General features: G+C 61.3%; 22 protein-coding genes. 10 read left to right on the forward strand and 12 right to left on the reverse strand.

The genetic code is table 11. From position 1 onward, the window contains the following. The first annotated feature begins 28 nt into the window (after positions 1-28). Positions 29-562 carry a tetratricopeptide repeat protein gene (locus ACP39K_RS19845; RefSeq protein WP_033639270.1) on the forward strand — a complete coding sequence of 178 codons (534 nt, stop codon included), beginning with the start codon at positions 29-31 and terminating at the stop codon, positions 560-562. Positions 563-580: 18 nt separating this feature from the next. Continuing rightward, positions 581-1126, forward strand: a complete 546-nt coding sequence (locus ACP39K_RS19850) for an RNA polymerase sigma factor (RefSeq protein ID WP_115116420.1) — start codon at positions 581-583, stop codon at positions 1124-1126. Between the two features lie 30 nt (positions 1127-1156). Here the strand turns inward: ACP39K_RS19850 and ACP39K_RS19855 are convergent, their stop codons facing one another. Further along, on the reverse strand, positions 1157-1729 hold the full coding sequence (locus ACP39K_RS19855) for a sugar O-acetyltransferase (RefSeq protein ID WP_033639268.1): 573 nt from the start codon (positions 1727-1729) through the stop codon (positions 1157-1159). A 245-nt stretch (positions 1730-1974) separates the two neighbouring features. Between ACP39K_RS19855 and zur the strand changes: the two genes are divergently transcribed. After that, entirely contained in the window at positions 1975-2487 is a 513-nt protein-coding gene (gene zur / locus ACP39K_RS19860) for a zinc uptake transcriptional repressor Zur (RefSeq protein ID WP_015379223.1), read from the forward strand. Between the two features lie 101 nt (positions 2488-2588). Here the strand turns inward: zur and ACP39K_RS19865 are convergent, their stop codons facing one another. The 4 genes from ACP39K_RS19865 to ACP39K_RS19880 all read right to left on the reverse strand — a co-directional run bounded on the left by ACP39K_RS19865 (position 2589) and on the right by ACP39K_RS19880 (position 5633). After that, positions 2589-2798, reverse strand: coding sequence for a CsbD family protein (locus ACP39K_RS19865; protein ID WP_004936743.1), 210 nt, complete (start codon positions 2796-2798; stop codon positions 2589-2591). A gap of 314 nt (positions 2799-3112) precedes the next feature. Continuing rightward, positions 3113-4450: an MATE family efflux transporter DinF gene (gene dinF, locus ACP39K_RS19870; protein ID WP_033639267.1), complete on the reverse strand. Its 1338-nt coding sequence runs from the start codon at positions 4448-4450 to the stop codon at positions 3113-3115. 103 nt (positions 4451-4553) lie between these two features. Next, entirely contained in the window at positions 4554-5162 is a 609-nt protein-coding gene (gene lexA, locus ACP39K_RS19875; protein ID WP_004936736.1) for a transcriptional repressor LexA, read from the reverse strand. Between the two features lie 102 nt (positions 5163-5264). After that, entirely contained in the window at positions 5265-5633 is a 369-nt protein-coding gene (locus ACP39K_RS19880; protein WP_016930276.1) for a diacylglycerol kinase, read from the reverse strand. Positions 5634-5781: 148 nt separating this feature from the next. On the opposite strand from ACP39K_RS19880, the gene plsB reads away from it, so the two are divergent. Then, a complete protein-coding gene (plsB, locus tag ACP39K_RS19885; RefSeq protein ID WP_033639266.1) occupies positions 5782-8247 on the forward strand; it encodes a glycerol-3-phosphate 1-O-acyltransferase PlsB in 2466 nt (821 codons plus the stop codon). 66 nt (positions 8248-8313) lie between these two features. On the opposite strand, the gene ubiA is transcribed toward plsB, so the two are convergent. Both ubiA and ubiC read right to left on the reverse strand, forming a co-directional pair. Continuing rightward, the gene (ubiA, locus tag ACP39K_RS19890; protein ID WP_033639265.1) at positions 8314-9186 is read right to left on the reverse strand and encodes a 4-hydroxybenzoate octaprenyltransferase; all 873 of its coding nucleotides are present in this window, start codon (positions 9184-9186) and stop codon (positions 8314-8316) included. A gap of 17 nt (positions 9187-9203) precedes the next feature. Then, positions 9204-9719, reverse strand: a complete 516-nt coding sequence (ubiC, locus tag ACP39K_RS19895; protein WP_048796921.1) for a chorismate lyase — start codon at positions 9717-9719, stop codon at positions 9204-9206. Between the two features lie 392 nt (positions 9720-10111). On the opposite strand from ubiC, the gene ACP39K_RS19900 reads away from it, so the two are divergent. Genes ACP39K_RS19900 through ACP39K_RS19910 form a run of 3 tightly spaced genes read left to right on the forward strand, consistent with a single transcriptional unit; the run spans position 10112 to position 13526 of the window. Continuing rightward, a complete protein-coding gene (locus tag ACP39K_RS19900; protein WP_497008782.1) occupies positions 10112-11494 on the forward strand; it encodes an MFS transporter in 1383 nt (460 codons plus the stop codon). Between the two features lie 24 nt (positions 11495-11518). After that, positions 11519-12520, forward strand: coding sequence for a LacI family DNA-binding transcriptional regulator (locus ACP39K_RS19905; protein WP_033639262.1), 1002 nt, complete (start codon positions 11519-11521; stop codon positions 12518-12520). Between the two features lie 22 nt (positions 12521-12542). Then, positions 12543-13526 carry a nucleoside hydrolase gene (locus ACP39K_RS19910; protein WP_342145995.1) on the forward strand — a complete coding sequence of 328 codons (984 nt, stop codon included), beginning with the start codon at positions 12543-12545 and terminating at the stop codon, positions 13524-13526. A gap of 55 nt (positions 13527-13581) precedes the next feature. On the opposite strand, the gene malM is transcribed toward ACP39K_RS19910, so the two are convergent. The 4 genes from malM to ACP39K_RS19930 form a co-directional block, all read right to left on the reverse strand. Next, the gene (gene malM, locus ACP39K_RS19915) at positions 13582-14487 is read right to left on the reverse strand and encodes a maltose operon protein MalM (RefSeq protein ID WP_342145996.1); all 906 of its coding nucleotides are present in this window, start codon (positions 14485-14487) and stop codon (positions 13582-13584) included. Positions 14488-14584: 97 nt separating this feature from the next. Then, positions 14585-15874, reverse strand: a complete 1290-nt coding sequence (locus tag ACP39K_RS19920) for a maltoporin (protein WP_028127550.1) — start codon at positions 15872-15874, stop codon at positions 14585-14587. Between the two features lie 32 nt (positions 15875-15906). Beyond that, complete coding sequence (gene malK, locus ACP39K_RS19925) at positions 15907-17016, reverse strand: maltose/maltodextrin ABC transporter ATP-binding protein MalK (protein WP_033639259.1); 1110 nt, start codon at positions 17014-17016, stop codon at positions 15907-15909. Further along, on the reverse strand, positions 17009-17980 hold the full coding sequence (locus ACP39K_RS19930) for an alpha-amylase family glycosyl hydrolase (RefSeq protein ID WP_048796929.1): 972 nt from the start codon (positions 17978-17980) through the stop codon (positions 17009-17011). The genes malK and ACP39K_RS19930 overlap by 8 nt, the downstream gene beginning before the upstream one ends. 358 nt (positions 17981-18338) lie before the next feature. Here ACP39K_RS19930 and malE point away from each other — a divergent pair, with 358 nt between their 5' ends. The 3 genes from malE to malG are packed head-to-tail and all read left to right on the forward strand — an operon-like array spanning position 18339 to position 22069. After that, complete coding sequence (gene malE, locus ACP39K_RS19935; protein ID WP_016930286.1) at positions 18339-19532, forward strand: maltose/maltodextrin ABC transporter substrate-binding protein MalE; 1194 nt, start codon at positions 18339-18341, stop codon at positions 19530-19532. 57 nt (positions 19533-19589) lie between these two features. Beyond that, complete coding sequence (malF, locus tag ACP39K_RS19940; protein ID WP_497008783.1) at positions 19590-21167, forward strand: maltose ABC transporter permease MalF; 1578 nt, start codon at positions 19590-19592, stop codon at positions 21165-21167. Positions 21168-21178: 11 nt separating this feature from the next. Beyond that, positions 21179-22069, forward strand: a complete 891-nt coding sequence (gene malG, locus ACP39K_RS19945; RefSeq protein ID WP_004936696.1) for a maltose ABC transporter permease MalG — start codon at positions 21179-21181, stop codon at positions 22067-22069. Positions 22070-22276: 207 nt separating this feature from the next. On the opposite strand, the gene psiE is transcribed toward malG, so the two are convergent. Next, positions 22277-22684, reverse strand: a complete 408-nt coding sequence (gene psiE / locus ACP39K_RS19950) for a phosphate-starvation-inducible protein PsiE (protein WP_015379238.1) — start codon at positions 22682-22684, stop codon at positions 22277-22279. Positions 22685-22863 lie beyond the last annotated feature (179 nt).

The following is a 22863-nucleotide window of genomic DNA, read 5'->3' on the forward strand; positions in this document are numbered from 1 at the left end:
ACGGCGCCTCTGCCTTGAGGACACAACCATGAACAGCTTCATTAAACGCCTGCTGGCATCGACCATTGCCGGCTGCCTGCTGTTTTCCGGCGGGGCGCTGGCGATGGGCGGCGACGGCAGCGGCCAAACCCCGCCGACCTGTCCGAAAGGCCAGGTCTATGACAGTAAAACCCAGACCTGCACGGTGGATAAAAGCAGCAAAGTCGACGACGCCGACCGCACTAACTATGCCTATGCACTGGCGAAAAGCGGCCGCTATCAGGAAGCGATCGATATGCTCAACACGCTTAAAAATCCCAACACCGCCGTCGCACTGAATTATCGCGGCTACGCCACGCGCAAACTTGGCCGCACCGATGAGGGTATCGGCTATTATTTAAAATCAGTCGCCCTCGATCCGAAATACCCCAAAGTGCGCGAGTACCTGGGGGAAGCCTATATGCTGAAAGGGCGGCCCGACCTGGCGCGCCAACAGCTGCAGGTGATCCAGTCGCTGTGCGGCACCGGGTGCGAGGAGTACCGTGATTTGGCGGCAGCCATCGACCGCCACCCGGAATCTTGATCCGACGCGCCTGCGGAGGTGACTATCAGCGGCGATGCGATACGCGATGAACTCGGCCACTATCTCTCCCGCCTGTGGCGCTATGCGCTGGTGCTTTCGCACCGGCGGGATATCGCCGACGATCTGGTGCAGGCGACCTGCGTGCGTGCGCTGGAGCGCGCCGCGCAATTCACCCCCGGTTCTCACCTGGATCGCTGGTTGTTTTCCATCCTGCACTCCATCTGGCTCAATGAAGTTCGCGCCCAGCATCTTCGCCAAGGGCAAGGCTGCATGGCGGCGGAAGAGCTTGGCGATGCGGACAACGGTGAACAGCCAGTCTGGCTCAATGAAGTGATGCGGCGCGTAAGCCGGCTGCCGGCGGCCCAGCGCAACGCGCTGTTTTTGGTGGATGTCGAAGGGCTGTCCTACCGGGAAGCGGCGAAAGTGCTGGCGGTGCCAATCGGCACCGTCATGAGCCGCCTTGCGGCCGCACGTCAGGCCTTGGCCGATGACCGCCAGTTGCCAAACGACGATTCGCACCATAAGAAGACCCCTCCTCCCCCCTTGCCCCGCACTCGCCGATAAACCGCTGGCCGCCGATTCGTATTCAGCGCCCTATTCCAACGCGCGGATAACCCGGCACGGCTGCCCCAGCGCCAACACATTGGCCGGAATGTCGCCGGTGACGATGCTGCCCGCGCCGATAGTCGTGCCATCGCCGATGGTCACTCCCGGCAGGATCACCACGTTGCCGCCGATCCACACGTTGCTGCCGATGGACACCGGCTGCGCCGAGGTGCGGAAAGGAAAAGCCGGATCGCCGGTAAAGCGTTCACCGGCCTTCAGCGGATGACTCGGCGTGTAGATTTGCACGTTGGGGCCGATCAGCGTGTTGTCGCCGATGGTGATGGTGTTGCAATCGAGGAACACCGCATTGACGTTGATAAAACAGTTTTTGCCGATGCGGACATGCTGCCCGTAGTCGCACCAGAATGGCGTTTCGATCCAGCTCGCCTCACCCCAGCTGCCGAACAGCTCGCCGAGCAGGCGATTTTTCTCGTCCGCCTGATGCGAATCCAGCGCCTCCAGGCTTTTGGTCAACGCCCTGGCTCGATGGTACAGGGCGATCAGTTCTTCATCGCGGCTGTTGTACTCCAGGCCGCTTAACAGCTTCTCTCTTTCCGTCATCACACAAGGCTCCTGCTTATCACGCGGATGAAGCGCGTTATACCGCTCTCGCCCGCTGCTCTCCAGCGCTAAAATCGGCAACGTTGATTTGCCGTCCGGCGGAGGGGAAAAGTTGTGATGCATCTCTCTTTTAGCGCGCTCAGCGCGCCTTTCTCTGCGCTATCCTCAGGGGAAAAGGGGGCAACTCTCGGCGATTCGCCGTAATCATGGTAAAATCGGCTTTTTTACGTACCGGGATATTTGCGATGAACTCAACCACCCAGGAAAAGCTGCTGGCGCAGGCGGAACGCCTCTGCCAGCAACGCAATGTGCGATTGACGCCGCAACGGCTGGAAGTGCTGCGTCTGATGACTCAGCAACCCGGTGCAATCAGCGCTTACGACCTGCTCGATCTGCTACGCGTCGCCGAACCGCAGGCCAAGCCGCCGACGGTCTACCGCGCGCTGGATTTTCTGCTGGAGCAAGGATTTATCCATAGGGTGGAGTCCGCCAACAGCTACGTGCTGTGCCACCACTTCGAACAGCCGATGCATACGTCCGCGCTGTTTATCTGCGACCGCTGCGGCCAGGTGACCGAACGCACCACCGAAGGCGTAGAGGAAACGCTGCAGAAGCTGGCTCAGGAGGCCGGATTTGCGCTGCGGCACAGCGTAGTGGAAGCGCACGGTCTGTGCGCCGGCTGCGTGGAAGTTGAAGCTTGCGACAGCAAGCATGACTGCGCCGAACACGATCACAGCATCGCCATCAAGAAGAAGTAAGACAAAATCAGGTACCTCCCTGTACCTGCGGCCGGAGCGCCAGAGGATGGAGCGACGCCGGCCTGCGCTGTGCAAGCCGCCTTCAATGGCGGCCTTGCAGATTACCAGCGGTGTTTGGTGTGATCTTCCCAGGCTTTCACCTCTTTTTCGGCCGCCTCTTTCTGGTAACCGTAGCGCTCCTGGATTTTGCCGACCAGCTGTTCGCGTTTCCCTTCGATGACCGTCAGATCGTCATCGGTCAGCTTGCCCCATTTCTCTTTCACTTTGCCTTTCAGCTGCTTCCAGTTACCGTCGGCTTGATCTTTATTCATAGTCTCTCCGTTAACCTGTGGTGAATCAGTGATCCCTGTCGCCGGCCGGGGTTAACCAGAAAATTTTCTGGCTGATGCTCCCTTCACCTTAAGAAGCAACGCTCCCCTTCATTTACCAGCCACATGATTCATTCTAGTTAAACATGGAAATAAAAAAGCCAATTTGCAGAATAAAAAACCATTAAAAAACAAAATAAAAACAAAAAACGCCAACAAACAACGAGCTAACGCGAACGGATCTGGACTAAAAACATGTAAGCAAACATGAACAAAACATAAGATAAATTAATAAATAACCCAACAAAGCGTTCGACCTAGCGTGCAGCAAACCAACTGCCGCGCACCTGATGACGGTGCCAAATCCAGCCCAACGCCAGGCCGCGCAGCGCCAGAAACACCGCCAGCGCCAGCCAGAGCCCGTGGTTGCCTAACAGCGGCACGCTGAACAGCGCCAGACCGTATCCCGCAGCGGCCACCGCCATGCTGTTACGCATCTCGGCGCCGCGCGTGGCGCCGATAAACATGCCGTCCAGCAAATAGCACCATACCCCGACCAGCGGCAGAATGACCTGCCAGGGCAAATAATGTGCGGCCAACGCACGCAGTTCCGGCAAAGAGGTCAATGCCGCCACGATCTGCTGGCCGGTAACGGCATACGCCAGGCCGAAGGCCAACGCGACCAGCCCTGCCTGCCTGCAGGCCGCGTGCCACACCTTGCGCAGTTGGCTGTCGTCCCGGGCGCCGTAGGCGTGGCCCGAATGAGCCTCCACCGCATAAGCAAAACCGTCGAGCGCATAGGCGGTGAACGTCAGCAGATTCATCAATACCGCATTGACCGCCACCACCTCGCTTCCCAGGCGAGCGCCGAAAATGGTCAACGACGCAAAGCACAGTTGCAGCAACAGTGAACGCAGCATGATGTCGCGGTTGAGCGCCAGCAGGCGACGCAGATCGCCACGCCAGGCCTGGCGCAGCATCTGCAGGGTAATACCGCGCAGGCGCATCACCCGCCACGCCAACCACAGGCCGAGCAGCAGCGTAGCGTATTCGGCGATGGCGGTTGCCGCCGCCGCCCCCCGCACGTTCCAGCCCAGGCCCATCACCAGCCAGATATCCAGCACGATGTTCAGCAGGTTGCCGACGATCAGCAGGATCACCGGCGCCCGCACGTACTGCACGCCGAGCAGCCAGCCCAGCAGCACCAGATTGGCCAGCGCCGCCGGGGCGCTTAACCAGCGGATCTCAAGAAAACGCCGCGCCTGTTCCAGCACCTCGCCATCGCCACCGACGATCCGCAGCGCCAGTTCGATCAGCGGATAACGCAGCAGGACGATCGCCGCGCCGCCCAACAGCGCCAGCAGCAGCGGTTGCATAAAGGCGCGCGCCAGCGCTTGCGGGTTCTGTGCCCCCAGCGCTTGCGCCGCGAGGCCGGTGGTGCTCATGCGCAGGAATAACAGCAGCATGAAGAGGAAGCTGGTCGCCACCGCGCCGATCGCCACGCCCCCCAGGTAGATCGGGCTGTCGAGGTGGCCGATCACCGCGGTGTCCACCAGCCCGAGCAGCGGCACGGTAATATTGGAGAAGATCATCGGCAGGGCGAGGCGCCACAGGGCTTTATCGGTGTCGCTGGTGAAGGCGGAAATCAGGCGCATGATGGGATGTTCCTGTGACTGAGTGACAAAGGGCGAAGTCAGAAACAAAAACGCCCCAAAACAGGGGCGATTGATACAGGGAGCGGCGGTGATGGGCCGGCGATTAAATCCAGTCGCCGTTGCGGATCACGCCGACCGCCAGCCCTTCGATAGTGAAATTCTGCTGACGCAGATCGACCACTATCGGTTGGAATTCGTTGTTCTCCGGCAGCAGTTCAACCACGTTGCCGTGCTTTTTCAAGCGCTTGACCGTCACTTCGTCTTCGATCCGCGCCACCACGACCTGGCCGTTGCGCACGTCTTGCGTTTTGTGCACCGCCAGCAGATCGCCGTCCAGAATGCCGATGTCGCGCATTGACATGCCGTTCACCCGCAGCAGGAAATCGGCGCTCGGTTTAAACAGGGAAGGATCCACCTGGTAGTGCCCTTCGATGTGCTGCTGCGCCAGCAGCGGCTCGCCGGCGGCGACGCGGCCGATCAGCGGCAGCCCTTCTTCTTCTTCCATCAGCAGACGGATACCGCGTGAGGCACCGGAGACGATTTCGATCACGCCTTTGCGTGCCAGCGCCTTCAGGTGTTCTTCGGCGGCGTTAGGCGAACGGAACCCCAGACGCATCGCGATCTCGGCACGCGTTGGCGGCATGCCCGTTTGCGAAATGTGCTCGCGAATCAGATCGTAGACCTCTTGCTGTCTGGTAGTTAGTGCTTTCATTCCGCCCCCTGTTTGTTTATACAGTCTTGCTGTGAGTATATACAGGTAAGCGCGGATTGGGAACCGAAGAATAAATAAAAATCAGTCAGTAGGCGCTTTTCGTCAGCCGAAATGCTGCCATAGGACCGTGCCCCAAACGAACAGCGCCAGTGCGATCGCCAGCGACACCGCCGCCGATCCCATGTCCTTGGCCCGCCCGGACAGCTCGTGATGTTCGCTGCCGATGCGATCCACCACCGCCTCGATCGCGCTGTTCAGGATCTCGACGATCATCACCAGCGCTACCGATCCGATCAATAAAATGCGCGCTATCGCACCCACATCCAGCCAGACAGCCAGTATGATAGCCAGAAGGGTGACCACCAGTTCCTGGCGGAAAGCCGCTTCGTGCTGCCAGGCGGCGGATAGCCCTTTATAGGAATAGCCGGCGGCCTTGATGATGCGGGTCAGTCCGGTTGCTTGGTTTGCCATGTTTTCGTGCCTTTCTCAGAGGTCGGTCATAATAAAAAGAGTCTAGAACAGTCCGCGCTGACGGCTCTCGGTTTTCGAACACCACAGATCTGCTACCCGGTTTCTGGTATGCTTGCGGCGCATTGCTAACAAGAGGCTTCACGTTGTTATGTCAGGTTGGCGTAAAATTTATTATAAAATATTGAATTTACCACTTAAATTGTTGGTAAGAAGTAAGGTCATCCCTTCAGATCCGGTTACCGAGCTAGGGTTGGATCCCTCACGGCCGATTTTGTATGTTTTACCTTACAATTCCAAGGCGGATTTGCTGACGCTGCGCACCCAGTGCCTGGCGCAGGATCTGCCTGATCCGCTCAACTCGCTGGAGATCGACGGCACCGTGCTGCCGAGCTACGTGTTCATTCACGACGGCCCGCGCGTGTTCCGCTACTACACCCCGAAAGAAGAGTCGGTAAAGCTGTTCCACGACTATCTGGATCTGCATCGCAGCAACCCGGATCTCGACATTCAGATGCTGCCGGTTTCGGTGATGTTTGGCCGTTCGCCGGGCCGCGAAGGCCACGGCACGCCGCACCTGCGTCTGTTGAACGGCGTGCAGAAGTTCTTCGCCGTGCTGTGGCTCGGCCGCGACAGCTTCGTGCGTTTCTCCAACACCGTGTCGCTGCGCCGCATGGCTACCGAACACGGCACGGATAAAACCATCGCGCAGAAACTGGCGCGCGTGGCGCGCATGCACTTCTCGCGCCAGCGCCTGGCCGCGGTGGGCCCAAGCCTGCCGGCCCGTCAGGATCTGTTCAACAAGCTGTTGGCGTCCAAAGCGATCGAAAAAGCGGTCGAGGACGAAGCGCGCAGCAAGAAGATCTCGCACGAGAAGGCCCAGCAGAACGCCATCGCGTTGATGGAAGAGATCGCCGCCGACTTCTCCTACGAAACCGTGCGTCTGTCCGATCGCGTGCTGAGCTGGACCTGGAACCGGTTGTATCAGGGCATCAACGTCACCAACGCCGAGCGCGTGCGCCAGCTGGCGCAGGACGGCCACGAGATCGTCTACGTGCCCTGCCACCGCAGCCACATGGACTATCTGCTGCTGTCCTACGTGCTGTATCACCAGGGCCTGGTGCCGCCGCACATCGCCGCGGGCATCAACCTCAACTTCTGGCCGGCCGGCCCGATCTTCCGTCGCCTGGGCGCGTTCTTCATCCGCCGCACCTTCAAGGGCAACAAGCTGTACTCGACGGTGTTCCGCGAATACCTCGGCGAGCTGTTCACCCGCGGTTACTCGGTGGAATACTTCGTGGAAGGCGGCCGTTCCCGCACCGGGCGCCTGCTGGAGCCGAAGACCGGCACCCTGTCGATGACCATTCAGGCGATGCTGCGCGGCGGCACCCGTCCGATCACGCTGGTGCCGATTTACATCGGTTACGAGCACGTGATGGAAGTGGGTACCTACGCCAAAGAGCTGCGCGGCGCCACCAAGGAAAAAGAGAGCCTGCCGCAGATGCTGCGCGGCCTGCGCAAGCTGCGCAACCTGGGTCAGGGTTACGTCAACTTCGGCGAACCGCTGCCGTTGACAGCTTACCTCAACCAGAACGTGCCGCAGTGGCGCGAGTCGATCGATCCGATCGAAGCTCAGCGTCCAAGCTGGCTGACGCCGACGGTCAACGATCTGGCCGGCCAGATCATGGTGCGCATCAACAATGCCGCCGCGGCCAATGCCATGAACCTGTGTTCCACCGCGCTGCTGGCCTCGCGTCAGCGTTCGCTGACCCGCGAACAGCTGGTCGAACAGCTCGAGTGCTACCTGCAGCTGATGCGCAACGCGCCTTACGCGCATGACGTCACCGTACCGACGCAAACGCCGGACGAGCTGCTGGATCACGCGCTGAACATGAACAAGTTCGAGGTGGAAAAGGACAACATCGGCGACATCATCATTCTGCCGCGCGAGCAGGCGGTGCTGATGACCTATTACCGCAACAACATCCACCACCTGCTGGTGTTGCCGTCGCTGATCGCCAGCATCGTGATGCATCACCGCCGGGTATCGCGCGCCGAGCTGCTGCGCCAGATCGGCATGATCTACCCGATGCTGAAAGCCGAGCTGTTCCTGCATAACGACAAGGAACAGCTGCCGGAAGTGCTGCGGCCGATGATCGACGAGCTGATCCGTCAACAGCTGATCTGCGACAAAGGCGACGATCTGGTGCTCAACCCGGCGCGCATTCGCCCGCTGCAGCTGCTGGCCGCCGGGGTGCGCGAAACCCTGCAACGCTACGCCATCACCATGTCGATCCTCAGCGCCAACCCGAGCATCAACCGCGGCGCGCTGGAAAAAGAGAGCCGCATCATGGCGCAGCGTCTGTCGGTGCTGCACGGCATCAACGCGCCGGAGTTCTTCGACAAGGCGGTGTTCTCCACCCTGGTGGCGACGCTGCGTGAAGAAGGTTACATCAACGACAGCGGCGATGCGATCCGCGAGCACACCCTCGAGGTGTACAGCATGCTGAGCGATCTGATCACGCCGGAAATCAAGCTGACCATCGAAAGCGTCAACATGCCGGAAGAGACTAACGCTCTGCCGCAAACCGATGCGGAAGAAGAGAAAGACGAGTGATTTCGCCCGGCGCGAAAACACAAAAGGCACCCCTTGGGGTGCCTTTTTTCTTGCTGCAGGAAACCGTTACGCCGGCAGATAGCTCAGCGCGATGCCGATAAACACCACCAGCCCGACATAGTTGTTCTGCAGGAAGGCCTTGAAGCAGGCTTCGCGCTCGCGCCCGGCGATCTGCTTCTGCTGGTGAATGAACAGCGCGCCCGCCAGCAACAGCGACCAGTAAAACGCGCCGCCGAGCTGCGCCAGATAACCAACCCACGCCAGCAGCAACAACGTCGCGAACTGCAACAGCCCGACGATCAGCTTGTCATAACGCCCGAACAGGATGGCGGTGGACTTGATGCCGACTTTCAGATCATCGTCGCGATCGACCATCGCATACAGCGTGTCATAGGCTACCGTCCAGCAGATGTTCGCCAGCAGCAGCAGCCAGCAGCTGAGCGGCAACGATTCGCTGACCGCCGCATAGCCCATCGGAATGCCCCAGCCGAACGCGGCGCCCAGCACGAACTGCGGCAGGTTGGTCACCCGCTTCATAAACGGATACACCCAGGCCAGCGCCAGCGCCGCCAGCGACAGCCAGATGGTCATCGCATTCAGCGTCAACACCAGGCAGAACGAAATCAGCACCAGCACCACGAACAGCACTTTGGCCTCTTTCGCGCTCACCCGGCCGCTCGGCATCGGCCGCCCGGCGGTGCGCTTTACGTAGCCGTCCACCGCGCGATCGGCGTAGTCATTCACCACGCAGCCGGCGGCGCGCATCAGGAACACGCCGAGCACGAACACCACCAGAATCGACAGCGGCGGCACGCCTTTCCCGGCCAGCCACAGCGCCCACAGCGTCGGCCACAACAGCAACAGCGTGCCGATCGGTTTATCAATGCGCATCAAATGGCTGTAAGCCCGCCATTTACTTTGAGTCACGCTTCCCTCCAACGTCTTGTTCTCCTCTCTTATGCAGGAACCGCTGAATACAGCGGTGAAGCCGGTAAAAACAGTTCGGTCAGCAGCAGCGGCTTGCCCGCCAGCCGCAGCCGTGAACGACGCGCCCACAGCGCGTCCTGTCGGCCGATATGGATATAGTCGCGGGTCAGATCGCCGCTGCTGAACAAATAGCGCCCCAGCGGCAGCGTGCCCAGATCCACCAGCGCCTGGTCGGGGCCGGTCAGCGTATGTTCCGGGATCACCGTGCGCCCCAGCAGCCAGGGCTGGCCGTCGCCCAGCAGCACCACTTCGCGCAGCCAGTAGCGCGGGCTGTCGGGCAGGTGGTTCGCCTCGTCGCCCAGCACCTCGCGCGTGACGAAGCATTCGCGCTGCGGTTCAACGCGCACCTGGGCGCAATGGCGTTCAAATCGGCGGGTCATGGAGCCTAACTCCATCAGCCAGTCGCTGACGGCGGCGGGCGCCGGAGGATCCTGTTCGGATAACCACTCCAGCGGCGGCAGGATGGAATCCCTGATGCCAGACATTGCTTTACTCCTCGCCTGAACCGCAGCCGGTACGGCGCGCCAGACGATACAAACTGTTAACAGACCCCCATTGTAGCGCAGAAATGCGAAAGCGGCAGGCTGATTCGTGGCGAAAACGGCAGGTCTGTCGACCGGAAAAACCGGGGTTCTGTCATCTTTTTGCCATCCGCATTCTCTATCTTCATTTCCCGGCGTGCTGACGATTCTGTGATCGCCCGCAAAGTTTCAGCTTCCTCGCGTTGTGTTATCTACGCGCGTAGATACCCTGATACGGCAGCGTTGAATCGCCATGCGTCCGACATGATTTGTCGGCACACCTTTGTTGCCGGCACCAGGGAAACCATCTTTAACCGCGCCCCTCCAGGCGTAGAACAAAAGAGGATAGCACTGCCATGAGCGAAACAACGCTTGCCCCTTCACAGACCGCCGACGCCGCGCTGGCGGCCGATGAACGTCTGACAACCAAAGAGGGGCGCAGCCAATTTTGGCGCGCCACCTTCTCCTGCTGGCTCGGCACCGCCATGGAATACGTCGACTTCGCGCTGTACGGCCTGGCGGCCGGCATGGTGTTCGGCGACGTGTTCTTCCCCGAAGCCACGCCGCTGGTGGCGCTGCTGGCCAGTTTCGCCACCTACTCCGTCGGCTTCGTCGCGCGGCCGATCGGCGCGCTGGTGTTCGGCTGGATCGGCGACCGCAAAGGCCGCCGCGTGGTGCTGATCACCACCGTGGCGCTGATGGGCCTCTCCACCACATTGATCGGTCTGATCCCGTCCTATGCGCAAATCGGCGTCTGGGCGCCCGCCTGCCTGGTGATCCTGCGCTTCGCGCAGGGGTTCGGCGCCGGTGCGGAGCTGTCCGGCGGGGCGGTGATGCTGGCGGAATACGCGCCGGCCAAGCGGCGCGGGCTGGTCGCGTCGATCATCGCCATCGGCTCCAACAGCGGCACCCTGCTGGCGTCGCTGGTGTGGCTGCTGGTGCTGCAGCTGGACAAGGAAGATCTGATGAGCTGGGGCTGGCGCATTCCGTTCCTCGCCAGCATTCTGATCGCCGGCGCGGCGCTGTACCTGCGCCGCCACGTGCGGGAAACGCCGGTGTTCGAACGCGAGCTGCAGCAAAACCACCAGCGCATGCTGGACGCCGCCCAGGCCGCGCCGGACTCACGCAGCTACCTGCAACGCACCAAGGCGTTCTGGGTGATGCTCGGCCTGCGCATCGGCGAAAACGGCCCCTCCTACCTGTGCCAGGGCTTTATCGTCGGCTATGTCGCCAAGGTGCTGATGGTCGATAAATCAGTGCCGGCGCTGGCGGTGCTGATCGCCTCACTGTGCGGTTTTCTGGTGATCCCGCTGGCCGGCTGGCTCTCCGATCGCTTCGGCCGCCGCATCACCTACCGGTGGTTCTGCCTGCTGCTGGTGCTGTACGCTTTCCCGGCGTTCTGGCTGCTCGACAGCCGTGAGCCGGCGCTCGTCATCTCGGTGATCGTGGTCGGCATGTGCATCGCATCGCTGGGGATCTTCGGCGTACAGGCGGCCTATGGCGTCGAACTGTTCGGCGTGAAGAACCGCTACTCCAAAATGGCGTTCGCCAAGGAGCTTGGGTCGATCCTCTCCGGCGGCACCGCGCCGCTGATCGCCACCGCGCTGCTGTCCGGTTTCGGTCACTGGTGGCCTGTCGCCTGCTATTTTGTTGTAATGGCGGCCATCGGCTTAATCACCACCTTCTTTGCTCCCGAAACCCGCGGCCGCGATCTCAACCTGCCGCAGGATGCCGCGTAGCGGGAAGGCGAACAGGACCTCAATTTGGATAATCACTCCGCGCGCCGCGTTACCCGCGCCGACGTGGCTCGCATAGCGGGCACCTCCGTCGCCGTGGTCAGCTACGTGATCAACAACGGCCCGCGCCCGGTGGCGGAAGCCACCCGGCTGCGCGTGCTGGCGGCGATCGAGCAGACCGGATACCGGCCGAACGACATCGCGCGGGCATTGGCCTCCGGCAGCACGCAAACCTATGGGCTGGTGGTGCCGGATATTTCCAATCCGTTCTTCGCCACGCTGGCGCGGGCGCTGCAGCAAGAGGCCTTCAGCCGCGGCCGCGTGCTGCTGCTGGGCGACGCCGGCGACGACCGGCAGCGCGAATATGAGCTGATCAACAACCTGCTGCGCCGCCAGGTCGACGGCCTGTTGTACACCAGCGTCGATCGCCATCCGTGGTTCGAGCTGATCCGCGCCTCCGGCACGCCCTGCGTGATGATAGATACCATCGACAGCCAGGCCGGGGTCTGCGCCATTCGCGTCGACGAGCGCGACGCCGCCTGCCAGGCGACCCGCCATCTGCTGCAGCACGGCTATCGCGACATCGGCATTTTTATCGGCCCGCTAACCATGCTCAACGCGCAGGATCGCCTGAACGGCTGGCGCGATGCGCTGCTGGAGGCGGGCATCGCGCCGCGCGACGAGTGGATTTTCGAGGTCCCCTACACCCGCCAGGGCGGCTACCAGGCCACCCAGCGCATGGTGCAAGGCCCGCGCCCACGCGCCGTTTTCACCTCCAACGAGCAGCAGGCGCTCGGCTGCCTGTCGGCGCTGGCGGAACATGGGCTGCGCGCGCCGGACGATCTGGCGCTGATCTGTTTTAACGGCACGCAGCAATCCGAATTCAGCGTGCCGCCGCTCAGCGCGGTCGAGCAGCCGATCGACGCCATGGCCAAGCGGGCCATCGCCATGCTGGCCGCCGGCGCCGCGCCCGCCGAGCTGCATGAATTCGCTTTTCAACTGCGCATCCGCCATTCATGCGGCTGTTAGCGGTTTTTCAGGACACCTTACTATGCGTTTAATCATTGATTGCGATCCCGGTAACGGCGTTCCCGGCGCCAACGTCGACGACGGTCTGGCACTGGCCCTGGCGCTGGCGGCCAAACCGCAGCTGCAGCTGGAGCTGATCAGCATCGTGGCCGGCAATACCCCGCGCGAAGTGGGCTTCGCCGTCGCCACCGATCTGCTGGCGCAAAGCGGCTACCAGGTGCCGGTCGCCCTCGGCGCGGCGCGCGCCCTGAGCGAGCCGCCAGAGCCATGGCGCGCGCATCTGGACCGCCCAATCGCCAATCCCAAGCTGGCAGCGCTGTGGCGCGACTTGCCCGCGCCCCCGCTGGCCAACGCGCCCGCACCGGACGCCGCCATCGCCATCGGCGAACTGATCTGCCGGCATCCCGGCGAGATCACGTTGGCGGCGATCGGCCCGCTGACCAACGTTGCGCACGCCATGCAGCTGTACCCGCAGATGGCGCAGGCGGTGAAAGAGATCGTGATCATGGGCGGCGTGTTCAACGTCGAAGGATACATCAAGGACACCAATTTTGGTTTGGATCCGGAAGCGGCGCGGCTGGTGTTGAACAGCGGCGCCAATATCACGCTGGCCCCGCTGGACGTCACCACCCAGACCATGCTGACCCAGGCGGATCTGGCCGCACTGACCCAGCCGGATACGCCGCTGTGCCGCTATTTGCGCGCCACCACACAGCCGTGGATCGACTATTCGCGCCATACGCGGCGCCTGCCGGGCTGCTGGATCCATGATGCGCTGGTGATCGCCTGGCTGTTGGAACCGCAGTTGGTCACGACCGAAATGTTCCATGTGGATGTGGCGCTGGAAGGGGCGTTGACGCGCGGCAGCTCACGCCGTTGGCGGCCGGGCGGCCTGCGCCTGACGGTCGGCCTGCCGCCGCCGCAGGGCAAGCCGGTGCGCATCATGCAGCAGGTGGACAACCCCCGTTTGCTGACGCTGATCGGCGCAACGCTGGCGCGCGGATGAAAAAAGGTGCGCCAAGGCGCACCAATCATCGAGCCAGCATCGGCAGCGCCGGGTGTTACCCCTTGCCTTTAACGCTGCTGATAAACGTTTTACGCGCAGTGGTCGAGCCCAACTTCTCGGCCTCATTCATCAGCTTCAGCGCCTTGTCGATATCGCCCGCCTTCACCGCCTGCTTGATGCCGTTATTGAAGTAGCTTTCGGTATCGTCGAGCATCGGCTCCGCCGGTTTCTCCGGGGTCGATGCCGGCGCCGCCACGGCGGCCGGTGCGGTTGATCCCACCACCACCGGCGCCACGGTCGGCGCAGGCTGCAGCATGCCAATCATCACGTTGCCGGTGCCCTGTTCCGCGGTGACCTTAAGCTTCAGCGTGCCGGTCGTCGCGTGGCCGGCGATCGGATCCGGGATATCCGGCACCGCGTTGCCCACGCCCTGCGCATAGGCCTTGGCCGGATTGGTCAGCTGCGTGGTTTTCGCCAAATCCTGGCGGGTGGTGTACACCAGCAGGTAAATCTGTTTTTGCCCGAGCGCCGGCGTCAGCTTCAGCGTGCCTTCGAGACGATCGGAGGACATCGCCCCCGGCGGCTGATACGGGAAATAGCTGCTCGGGTAATATGCCGCCGGGCGCAGATGCTCGTCCAGCACCAGCACGCTCGGCGCGTACAGCGAATTGTTCTTGGCGAGGCTGCTCAGCGTCACTTCCAGCGAACCGCGATCGGCCGGCAGGGTATAGGCGGCGATCGCCCCCTGGATCTCGCCCTGATTGAGCTGCGGGCTGACGGCGTCGAGCTTCACTTCTTGCGACACCGGCGGCTGCAGCGGCTGCCACGGCAGGCTTTGCAGCGTGGCGGCGCTGATGGCCGGCGCGACGGAAACGTTGGCCGGCGTATCGGCATTGGCCGCCAGAGGCGCGCCGACGGTCAACGCCAGCGACAGGCAGAGTGACAGCAGATTCTTTTTCATCGTTATATCCTCTTTCAGCGCCGCGATGGATCAGGCAAGAGATCCGGCCGCGGCGAATGCGGTTGGGGGAGGACCTGCGGCCCTCCCCGTCCTGTCGTTACCACCAAATTTCCATCTGGGCGCCGAAGGTGACTTCGTCATCCTTGCCGCGGCTGAAGGTATGCATGCTGGTGTCGTTGTAAGCGGTGCCGGCGTTATACCCGGTGTCATCGCCGGTGGCGTAGCCCCACTTCTCATCCCACTTGGCGTAGGTGGCGAACAGGCGGATGGCCGGACGCGACCAGATGCTGTTGCCCGCCTGCCATTGCTGCGCCAGGGTCACTTTATACTGGCCGTTGCGATCGCCGGTGCGTTGGGACTTGACGTTGTCATAGCCGGCTTCCAGCAAGGTGCTCATGATCGGCGTCCATTTGTACATCGGGCGCACGCCCACGGTGTACCAGGTGGTGCCGTTGTTGTTGTCGCGGTCGATGTCCTGGAACATGGCGACATACATCAGCGCCCATTGATCGTTGAAGTCGATGGCGCCGTGATCCAGCACGCGGATCATCTTGCCGTTGTTATCGATGGTGGCGCCTTCGTTGCGGCCGTTGTTCTGCGAGGTCATCGAGTCGGTGGCGTACTGCAGCACGAACTTGTTGTAACCGTTCAGGATGCTCTGCGTGTGTTCCGCGGTGAACATCCAGCCGTCTTTGCTGGCGCCGTCGGCCAGGCGGTAGTTATCCTGCGCATTGGCGCGGCCGTAGTCCACGCCCAGCTCCAGGGTGCCGCCCGGGTTCAACTCCAGGCCGGCCAGACGCAGGTCGAAAGTGTCGTTGACGGTCGGACGCTGTTTCCATTCGTTATCCAGATAGCCGTAAGAGCCGCCGGATTCGGAGTTGCGGGTCACGGCGGCGGACAGCTTGCCGAAGCCCAGATCGATGTTTTCCAGACCGGCGCCCGGGCCGGAGATATCCCAGTAGTAGAAGTCGATCATGTGAACGTCATGACGCTGATAGAAACGCTTACCGGCCCACAACGTGGAGCCCGGCAGCCACTCGATCAGGTTTTTACCCTGCACGTTCACTTCGCGGAAGCCCGGCGTCACGTCTTCCCAGTCGGAACGCTGCGAGACCGAATAGGCCAGGTTAGTGTCGAAATAGAAGCTCTTGTCGCCTTCTTTCCACACTTCCTGCCCCAGTTTCAGTTCGGCGTAGGTTTCACATTCGTTGCCGAGACGGTATTTGCTCGCGGCGCCGGTGGCCTTGAAGCACTGTTGCTCACCGCCGCTGCCGGTCCAGCCGATGCCGGAACGGGCGTAACCGTGGAAATCCACGGCCAGCGCCTGAGTAGAGAGAACACCGGCGGCGACAGCCAGTGCCAGAGGAAGTTTGCGCAGAGTAGTCATCATTATTCTCCTGTTATACCGACTTTGATGCTTTAAACGCCCGGCTCCTGGTGCAGCCGTTTACATGCCGTACCGTCTTCACGGAACAGATGGCAGCGGTGAGGCGGCAGGCCGATGGCGAATGTGGCACCTTCTTCTACCAGCACCACGTCGTTCTGGCGGTACACCAGGTTTTGACGGATGGCCGGGATTTGGATGTGGATTTGCGTCTCGTTGCCGAGCTGCTCCACCACCTGTACGTCGCCGGTAAGCCGCACTTCAGAGGCTTCGCCGGGCAGCAGATGTTCGGGGCGAATGCCCAGTGACAGGTTGGCGCCGGGCTGAACGCCCGCGCCTTCCACCGGCAGCCAGACCAGTTGGCGGTTGGGCAGTTCGACCTGCACCTGTCGCGGCTCCGCCGCGGTGACCTTGACCGGCAGGAAGTTCATCTTCGGCGAGCCGATGAACCCGGCGACGAAGCGGTTGGCCGGGTAGTGGTACAGTTCCAGCGGCTTGCCGACCTGCGCCACGCGACCGGCGTCGAGCACCACGATCTTGTCGGCCAGCGTCATCGCTTCGACCTGATCGTGAGTGACGTAAATCATGGTGCGCTGCAGGCGCTTGTGCAGACGGGAGATCTCGATGCGCATCTGCACCCGCAGCGCGGCATCGAGGTTGGACAGCGGTTCGTCGAGCAGGAATACGTCCGGCTCGGCCACCAGCGTGCGGCCGATCGCCACACGCTGACGCTGCCCGCCGGACAGCGCCTTCGGCCGCCGATCGAGCAGGTGCGCCAGCTGCAGCACCTCGGAGACCTGGTTCACCCGTTGATTGATTTCCGCTTTCCTGGCGCCGGCCAGCTTCAGGCCGAACGACATGTTGTCCGCCACCGACAGGTGCGGATACAGCGCGTAGGACTGGAACACCATGCCGATGCCGCGCTCGGAAGGCGGCACCTCATTCATACGTTTCTCGCCGATCAGCAGGTCGCCGGAGGTGATGTCCTCCAGCCCGGCGATCATGCGCAGCAGCGTCGATTTGCCGCAGCCCGACGGCCCGACAAACACCACAAACTCGCCGTCTTCGATAGTCAGATTGACGTCTTTGGAAATCACGGCCTCACCGAAGGCCTTATAAACGCTGCGCAGTGTCACGCTAGCCATGCGTTACTCCCCTGCTTTCGCAGTTAACATGTCGTGTGAAAATGGCGGAGGCAAAGCCCGCCAAAACCCATTGATGACCCTCTTGCTGCGCGCCGTGCTGCCATGCCAACGGCAAGGTCGCCTCAGACGGCGCGGCCGCCTGAGTATAAGGCTGCAGGTTTATCAGCGCTTCAAGGCATTGATCCTGATGGGTAATAAGTAAGCGCACCACGCCGTCCCGCTGGCTGACCGCGTTCAGCTCGCCGCGCTGGATGAGCGGCGAACGGCGCAGGGCCAACAGCGCCTGGCAGTAACGTAAGGTGGAGTGGCTGTCGTGCTGTTGGCGGCTGATGGCCAATGCGCGGTGTTCGATCGCCACCTGCTGATACCAGCTGATCTCCCCGGCGGTGACCTGTTCGGGGGCTTCATGCCACGGCATTGGCGTTTGCGCGCCGCGCGGATCCTGCAGGCCGGCGGCATGCGGCAGCCCCAGCTCTTCGCCCTGATACAGGCAGATCGGCGCCGGCAACATCGCCAACAGCGTCAAAAAGGCGGCGGCGGAACGCAGGTCTCCCTGCCCCCAGCGGCTGACCACTCTTGGCTGATCGGCGTCCCCGGTGCTCCACAGGCTGTCCGTCAACGTGGCGCGGCGGGCGTGCAACACCGCCGCCAGCCTCTCCGCGCTGAACGGCATCACGTCCAGCGCCAGCGCGCCGTGGGCGAACCGCTGCGGTGCGACGGCATTGCGAACGCGGTTGGCGTCATCGCCGTACCACAGCGTCAGCCCTTCGCCCGTCACCGTCGCCTCGGCCTCCGGCGCCAGCGTCTGCGGCAGCAACAGGCCGTCGATCGACAGCGCTTTCAGGTATGGCAGCGCCGCCAGCATGCCGTGCGCGTCGCCCACGCCGTCCCCGTTTCCGTCACGGAAACTGGCCGGATGGATCCGGTACAGGGTGGGCTGAGTGGCGATAGGCATTGACGACATAAATCCGGTATCCCTGCTGCGCGTGGCGTTAAAAATCGATGGGCCGATAGTGCGGGAGTCGCCGGAAAGGGTAATCATCCGTAACAGGATTTTTCATGGGGGAGGAGGCGGGAGGATGAGAGAACGACCGCGGCGATGAGAAGTTCCGCGCTTGAGGCAAATCTGTGATCCGGCTGGCAAAAATCGCCCCCCTATTTTGTGCCTGACGCCACAGAATAGAGCACAACGTTAACTGGATCACACTCCTCATCTCAGGGGCGTAGAGGGGGGGAGGATGAGAATATGTCGCGTTGTGACCCACTATTACCGCGAAACGTCTCTCCTTGATTTATGTGCCCACAAAAAGAAGGACTGGATTATGACTCGCAGCATTACCCTCGCCCGCACGCTGGCGCTCTCGGCACTGGCCACCCTGGTGCTCTCTTCTTCCGCCTTCGCCAAGATTGAGGAAGGCAAACTGGTTATCTGGATCAACGGCGACAAGGGCTATAACGGCCTGGCGGAAGTCGGCAAGAAATTCGAAAAAGACACCGGCATCAAGGTCACCGTCGAGCACCCGGACAAGCTGGAAGAAAAATACCCGCAGGTGGCCGCCACCGGCGACGGTCCTGACATCATTTTCTGGGCCCACGACCGCTTCGGCGGCTATGCGCAGTCCGGCCTGCTGGCCGAAATCCACCCGTCCAAAGCCTTCCAGGACAAGCTGTTCCCGTTCACCTGGGACGCCGTGCGTTATGACGGCAAGCTGATCGGCTATCCGATCGCCGTCGAAGCGCTGTCGCTGATTTACAACAAGGACCTGGTCAAACAGCCGCCGAAGACCTGGGAAGAGATCCCGGCGCTGGACAAACAGCTGCGCGCCGGCGGCAAGAGCGCCATCATGTGGAACCTGCAGGAACCCTACTTCACCTGGCCTATCATCGCCGCCGACGGCGGTTATGCCTTCAAGTATGAAAACGGCAAATACAACATCAAGGATGTCGGCGTCGCCAACGCCGGTTCGCAGGCCGGCCTGCAGTTCATCGTCGATCTGGTGAAAAACAAACACATCAACGCCGATACCGACTACTCGATCGCCGAAGCCGCGTTCAACAAAGGCCAGACCGCGATGACCATCAACGGGCCGTGGGCCTGGAACAACATCGAGCAGAGCAAAATCAACTACGGCGTGACGCTGCTGCCGACCTTCAAAGGCAAGCCGTCCAAACCGTTCGTCGGCGTGCTGACCGCCGGCATCAACGCCGCCAGCCCGAATAAAGAGCTGGCGACCGAGTTCCTCGAGAACTACCTGCTGACCAACGAAGGGCTGGCGGACGTCAACAAAGACAAACCGCTGGGCGCGGTGGCGCTGAAGTCCTATCAGGAAGCGCTGGCCAAAGATCCGAAGATCGCCGCCACCATGCAGAACTCGCAAAACGGGGAAATCATGCCGAACATCCCGCAGATGAGCGCCTTCTGGTACGCCGAACGCAGCGCGGTGATCAACGCCGTCAGCGGCCGTCAGACGGTGAAAGCCGCGCTGGACGACGTACAGACCCGTATCACCAAGTAACGACGCCGTGCGGGGCGCCGTGGCGCCCCGCCGTTGCTTCACAGAAAGGAACGCCCTATGCAATTCGCTCACGCCGGGACGCCCGCGCGTAAAAAATCGAAGTGGTGGCAAAGCGACGCGCTGAAATGGCTGGTGGTCGGCCTGTTCAGCCTGGTGACCTGCTACCTGATTGTGTTGATGTATGCACAGGGTGAATACCTGTTCGCCATCCTGACGCTGATCCTGGTCAGCGCCGGGCTTTACGTCTTCGCCAACCGCCGCGCCTACGCCTGGCGCTATGTGTATCCCGGCATCGCCGGCATGGGGCTGTTCGTCCTGTTCCCGCTGATCTGCACCATCGCCATCGCCTTTACTAACTACAGCAGCACCAACCAGCTGACCTTTGAGCGCGCGCAATCGGTGCTGATGCAACGCCAGTTCCAGAGCGGCAAAACCTTCATCTTCGGCCTCTACCCGGCGGAAAATCAGCAGTGGCGCCTGCAGCTGACGCCACCGGACAGTGAACAGCCGCTGCTCTCCGAGCCTTTCCGCCTCGACGCCGCGGCGCCGCAAACCCTGACATTGACCACACAGAGCGCCGCGCCGCAGGGCGAGCGCGCCACGCTGCGGGTGATCACCCAGAACCGACAGGCGCTGAGCCAGCTGGTGGCGCAACTGCCCGACGGCGGTGAATTGCGCATGAGTTCACTGCGCCAGTTCTCCGGCACCCGTCCGCTGTATGCGCTGGACAAAGACGGCAGTACGCTGACCAATAACCAGACCCAGGTGCGCTACCGGCCGAACGGCGACATCGGCTTCTATCAGGCGATCAACGCCGACGGCGGCTGGGCGCAGGAAACTCTGAGCCCGGGCTATACCGTCACCACCGGCTGGAAAAACTTCCTGCGGGTGCTGCAGGACGAGGGCATCAAGAAACCGTTCGTATCGATCTTCATCTGGACCATCGTGTTCTCGGTGATGACGGTGATCCTCACCGTGGCGGTCGGCATGGTGCTGGCCTGCGTGGTGCAGTGGGAGGCGCTGAAAGGCAAGGCGATCTACCGCGTGCTGCTGATCCTGCCCTATGCGGTGCCGTCGTTCATCTCGATCCTGATCTTCAAAGGGTTGTTCAACCAGAGCTTCGGCGAAATCAACATGATGCTCAGCCATCTGTTCGGCATCAAACCCGCCTGGTTCAGCGATCCGCTCACCGCCAAGAGCATGATCCTGATCGTCAACACCTGGCTCGGCTACCCGTACATGATGATCCTGTGCATGGGGCTGCTGAAAGCGATCCCGGACGATCTGTACGAGGCCTCGGCGATGGACGGCGCCAACCCGTGGCAAAACTTCTTCCGCATCACCTTACCGCTGCTGATCAAGCCGCTGACACCGCTGATGATCGCCAGCTTCGCCTTCAACTTTAACAACTTCGTGCTGATCCAGCTGCTGACCAACGGCGGCCCGGACATGATCGGCACCACTACGCCGGCCGGCTATACCGATCTGCTGGTCAGCTACACCTACCGCATCGCCTTCGAAGGCGGCGGCGGACAAGACTTCGGCCTGGCGGCCGCCATCGCCACGCTGATCTTCCTGCTGGTGGGCGCGCTGGCGATCCTGAATTTGAAAGCCAGCAAGATGAACTTTGATTAGGGAGAATAACGATGGCCATGGTTCAACCCAAATCCCAGCGCCTGCGCCTGTGGATCACCCATATCTTGATGCTGTGCTTTATCGCCCTGATCATGTTTCCGCTGCTGATGGTGGTCGCCATCTCGCTGCGCTCCGGCAACTTCGCCACCGGCAGCCTGATACCGGAAACCCTCTCTTGGGATCACTGGCGGCTGGCGCTTGGCTTCAGCGTCACCCACGCCGACGGCAGCGTGACGCCGCCGCCGTTCCCGGTGCTGCTGTGGCTGTGGAACTCCATCAAGATCGCGGCGATCACCGCCATCGGCATCGTGACGCTGTCCACCACCTGCGCCTACGCCTTCGCCCGCATGCGTTTTCGCGGCAAGAGCACGTTGCTGAAAAGCATGCTGATCTTCCAGATGTTCCCGGCAGTGCTGTCGCTGGTGGCGCTGTACGCCCTGTTCGATCGCCTGGGCCAGTACATTCCGTTTATCGGCCTGAACACCCACGGCGGCGTGATTTTCGCCTACATGGGCGGCATCGCGCTGCACGTCTGGACCATCAAGGGCTATTTCGAAACCATCGACAATTCGCTGGAAGAAGCGGCGGCGCTGGATGGCGCCACGCCGTGGCAAGCGTTCCGTCTGGTGCTGTTGCCGCTGTCGGTGCCGATTCTGGCGGTGGTGTTCATTCTGTCATTTATCGCCGCCATCACCGAAGTGCCGGTGGCGTCGCTGCTGCTGCGCGATGTGAACAGCTACACGCTGGCGGTGGGGATGCAACAATATCTCAACCCGCAGAACTACCTGTGGGGCGACTTCGCCGCCGCCGCGGTGCTGTCGGCGATACCGATTACCGCCGTGTTCCTGCTGGCGCAGCGCTGGCTGGTGGGCGGCCTGACGGCCGGCGGCGTGAAGGGGTAATTTGTGCCACTGCAGTGCGTTTGATGTTTTTCCTTATCTTTTACCCTATGGATTTCAAGTTACAGCTAGGCGACCAGCTCGCTAAGCCCAGGCGCTTACTTCAGTAAGTAACTGGGGTTAGCGATGCAGTCAACAACGCTGTCGCTTGAAAGACGACGGGTAATGATATCCTGTGTCTTTGGCGGCCTTTGGCCGCCATTTTTATCGCTACTCCCGTTTCAGCCGATCGGTATTGGCCAGGTAGAGCGTCACCACCAGCACCAATATCGCCGCGGCGTAGATCAGGGTATCGATGGGGTTTTTGTGGTCCACGATAATCAAACGAATAATCGCGGTAATGCCAATGTAAATAAAATAGCGCAGCGGGAAATGATACCCCGACTCAAAATACTTGACGATCAAAGCGATAAATTCAAAGTACAGGAAATAAATCACGATGCCTTCAATCAACAGGTAAGAAGACGACTCTTCGCTGTTGATAAATAACACCTTCGCCAGATGGATGGTTTCCTTGACCAGAAACACCACCAGAATTGCCGCCAGCAGCAGCAAGCCCACGTTCAGCACTCGCTGCAGCCCCTTCGCTATCATGATCGAACGCGACGTTTTTGCCATAAAACCTCTCTCTGAATACCGCTTATATGATTCAACCCTGCCAATATAGGCATTGTCCTAAAAATTCCGTCCCAGGTGAAAGCACTTTAAACCCCATTTAATTCATCACGTTATAATAAGATGTTTCTGCCTTATAGATTTGTAGCAAATCGAAATGTCAACTATCATGGGTCACAGAG

Source organism: Serratia sp. EC4 (genome assembly GCF_059652115.1).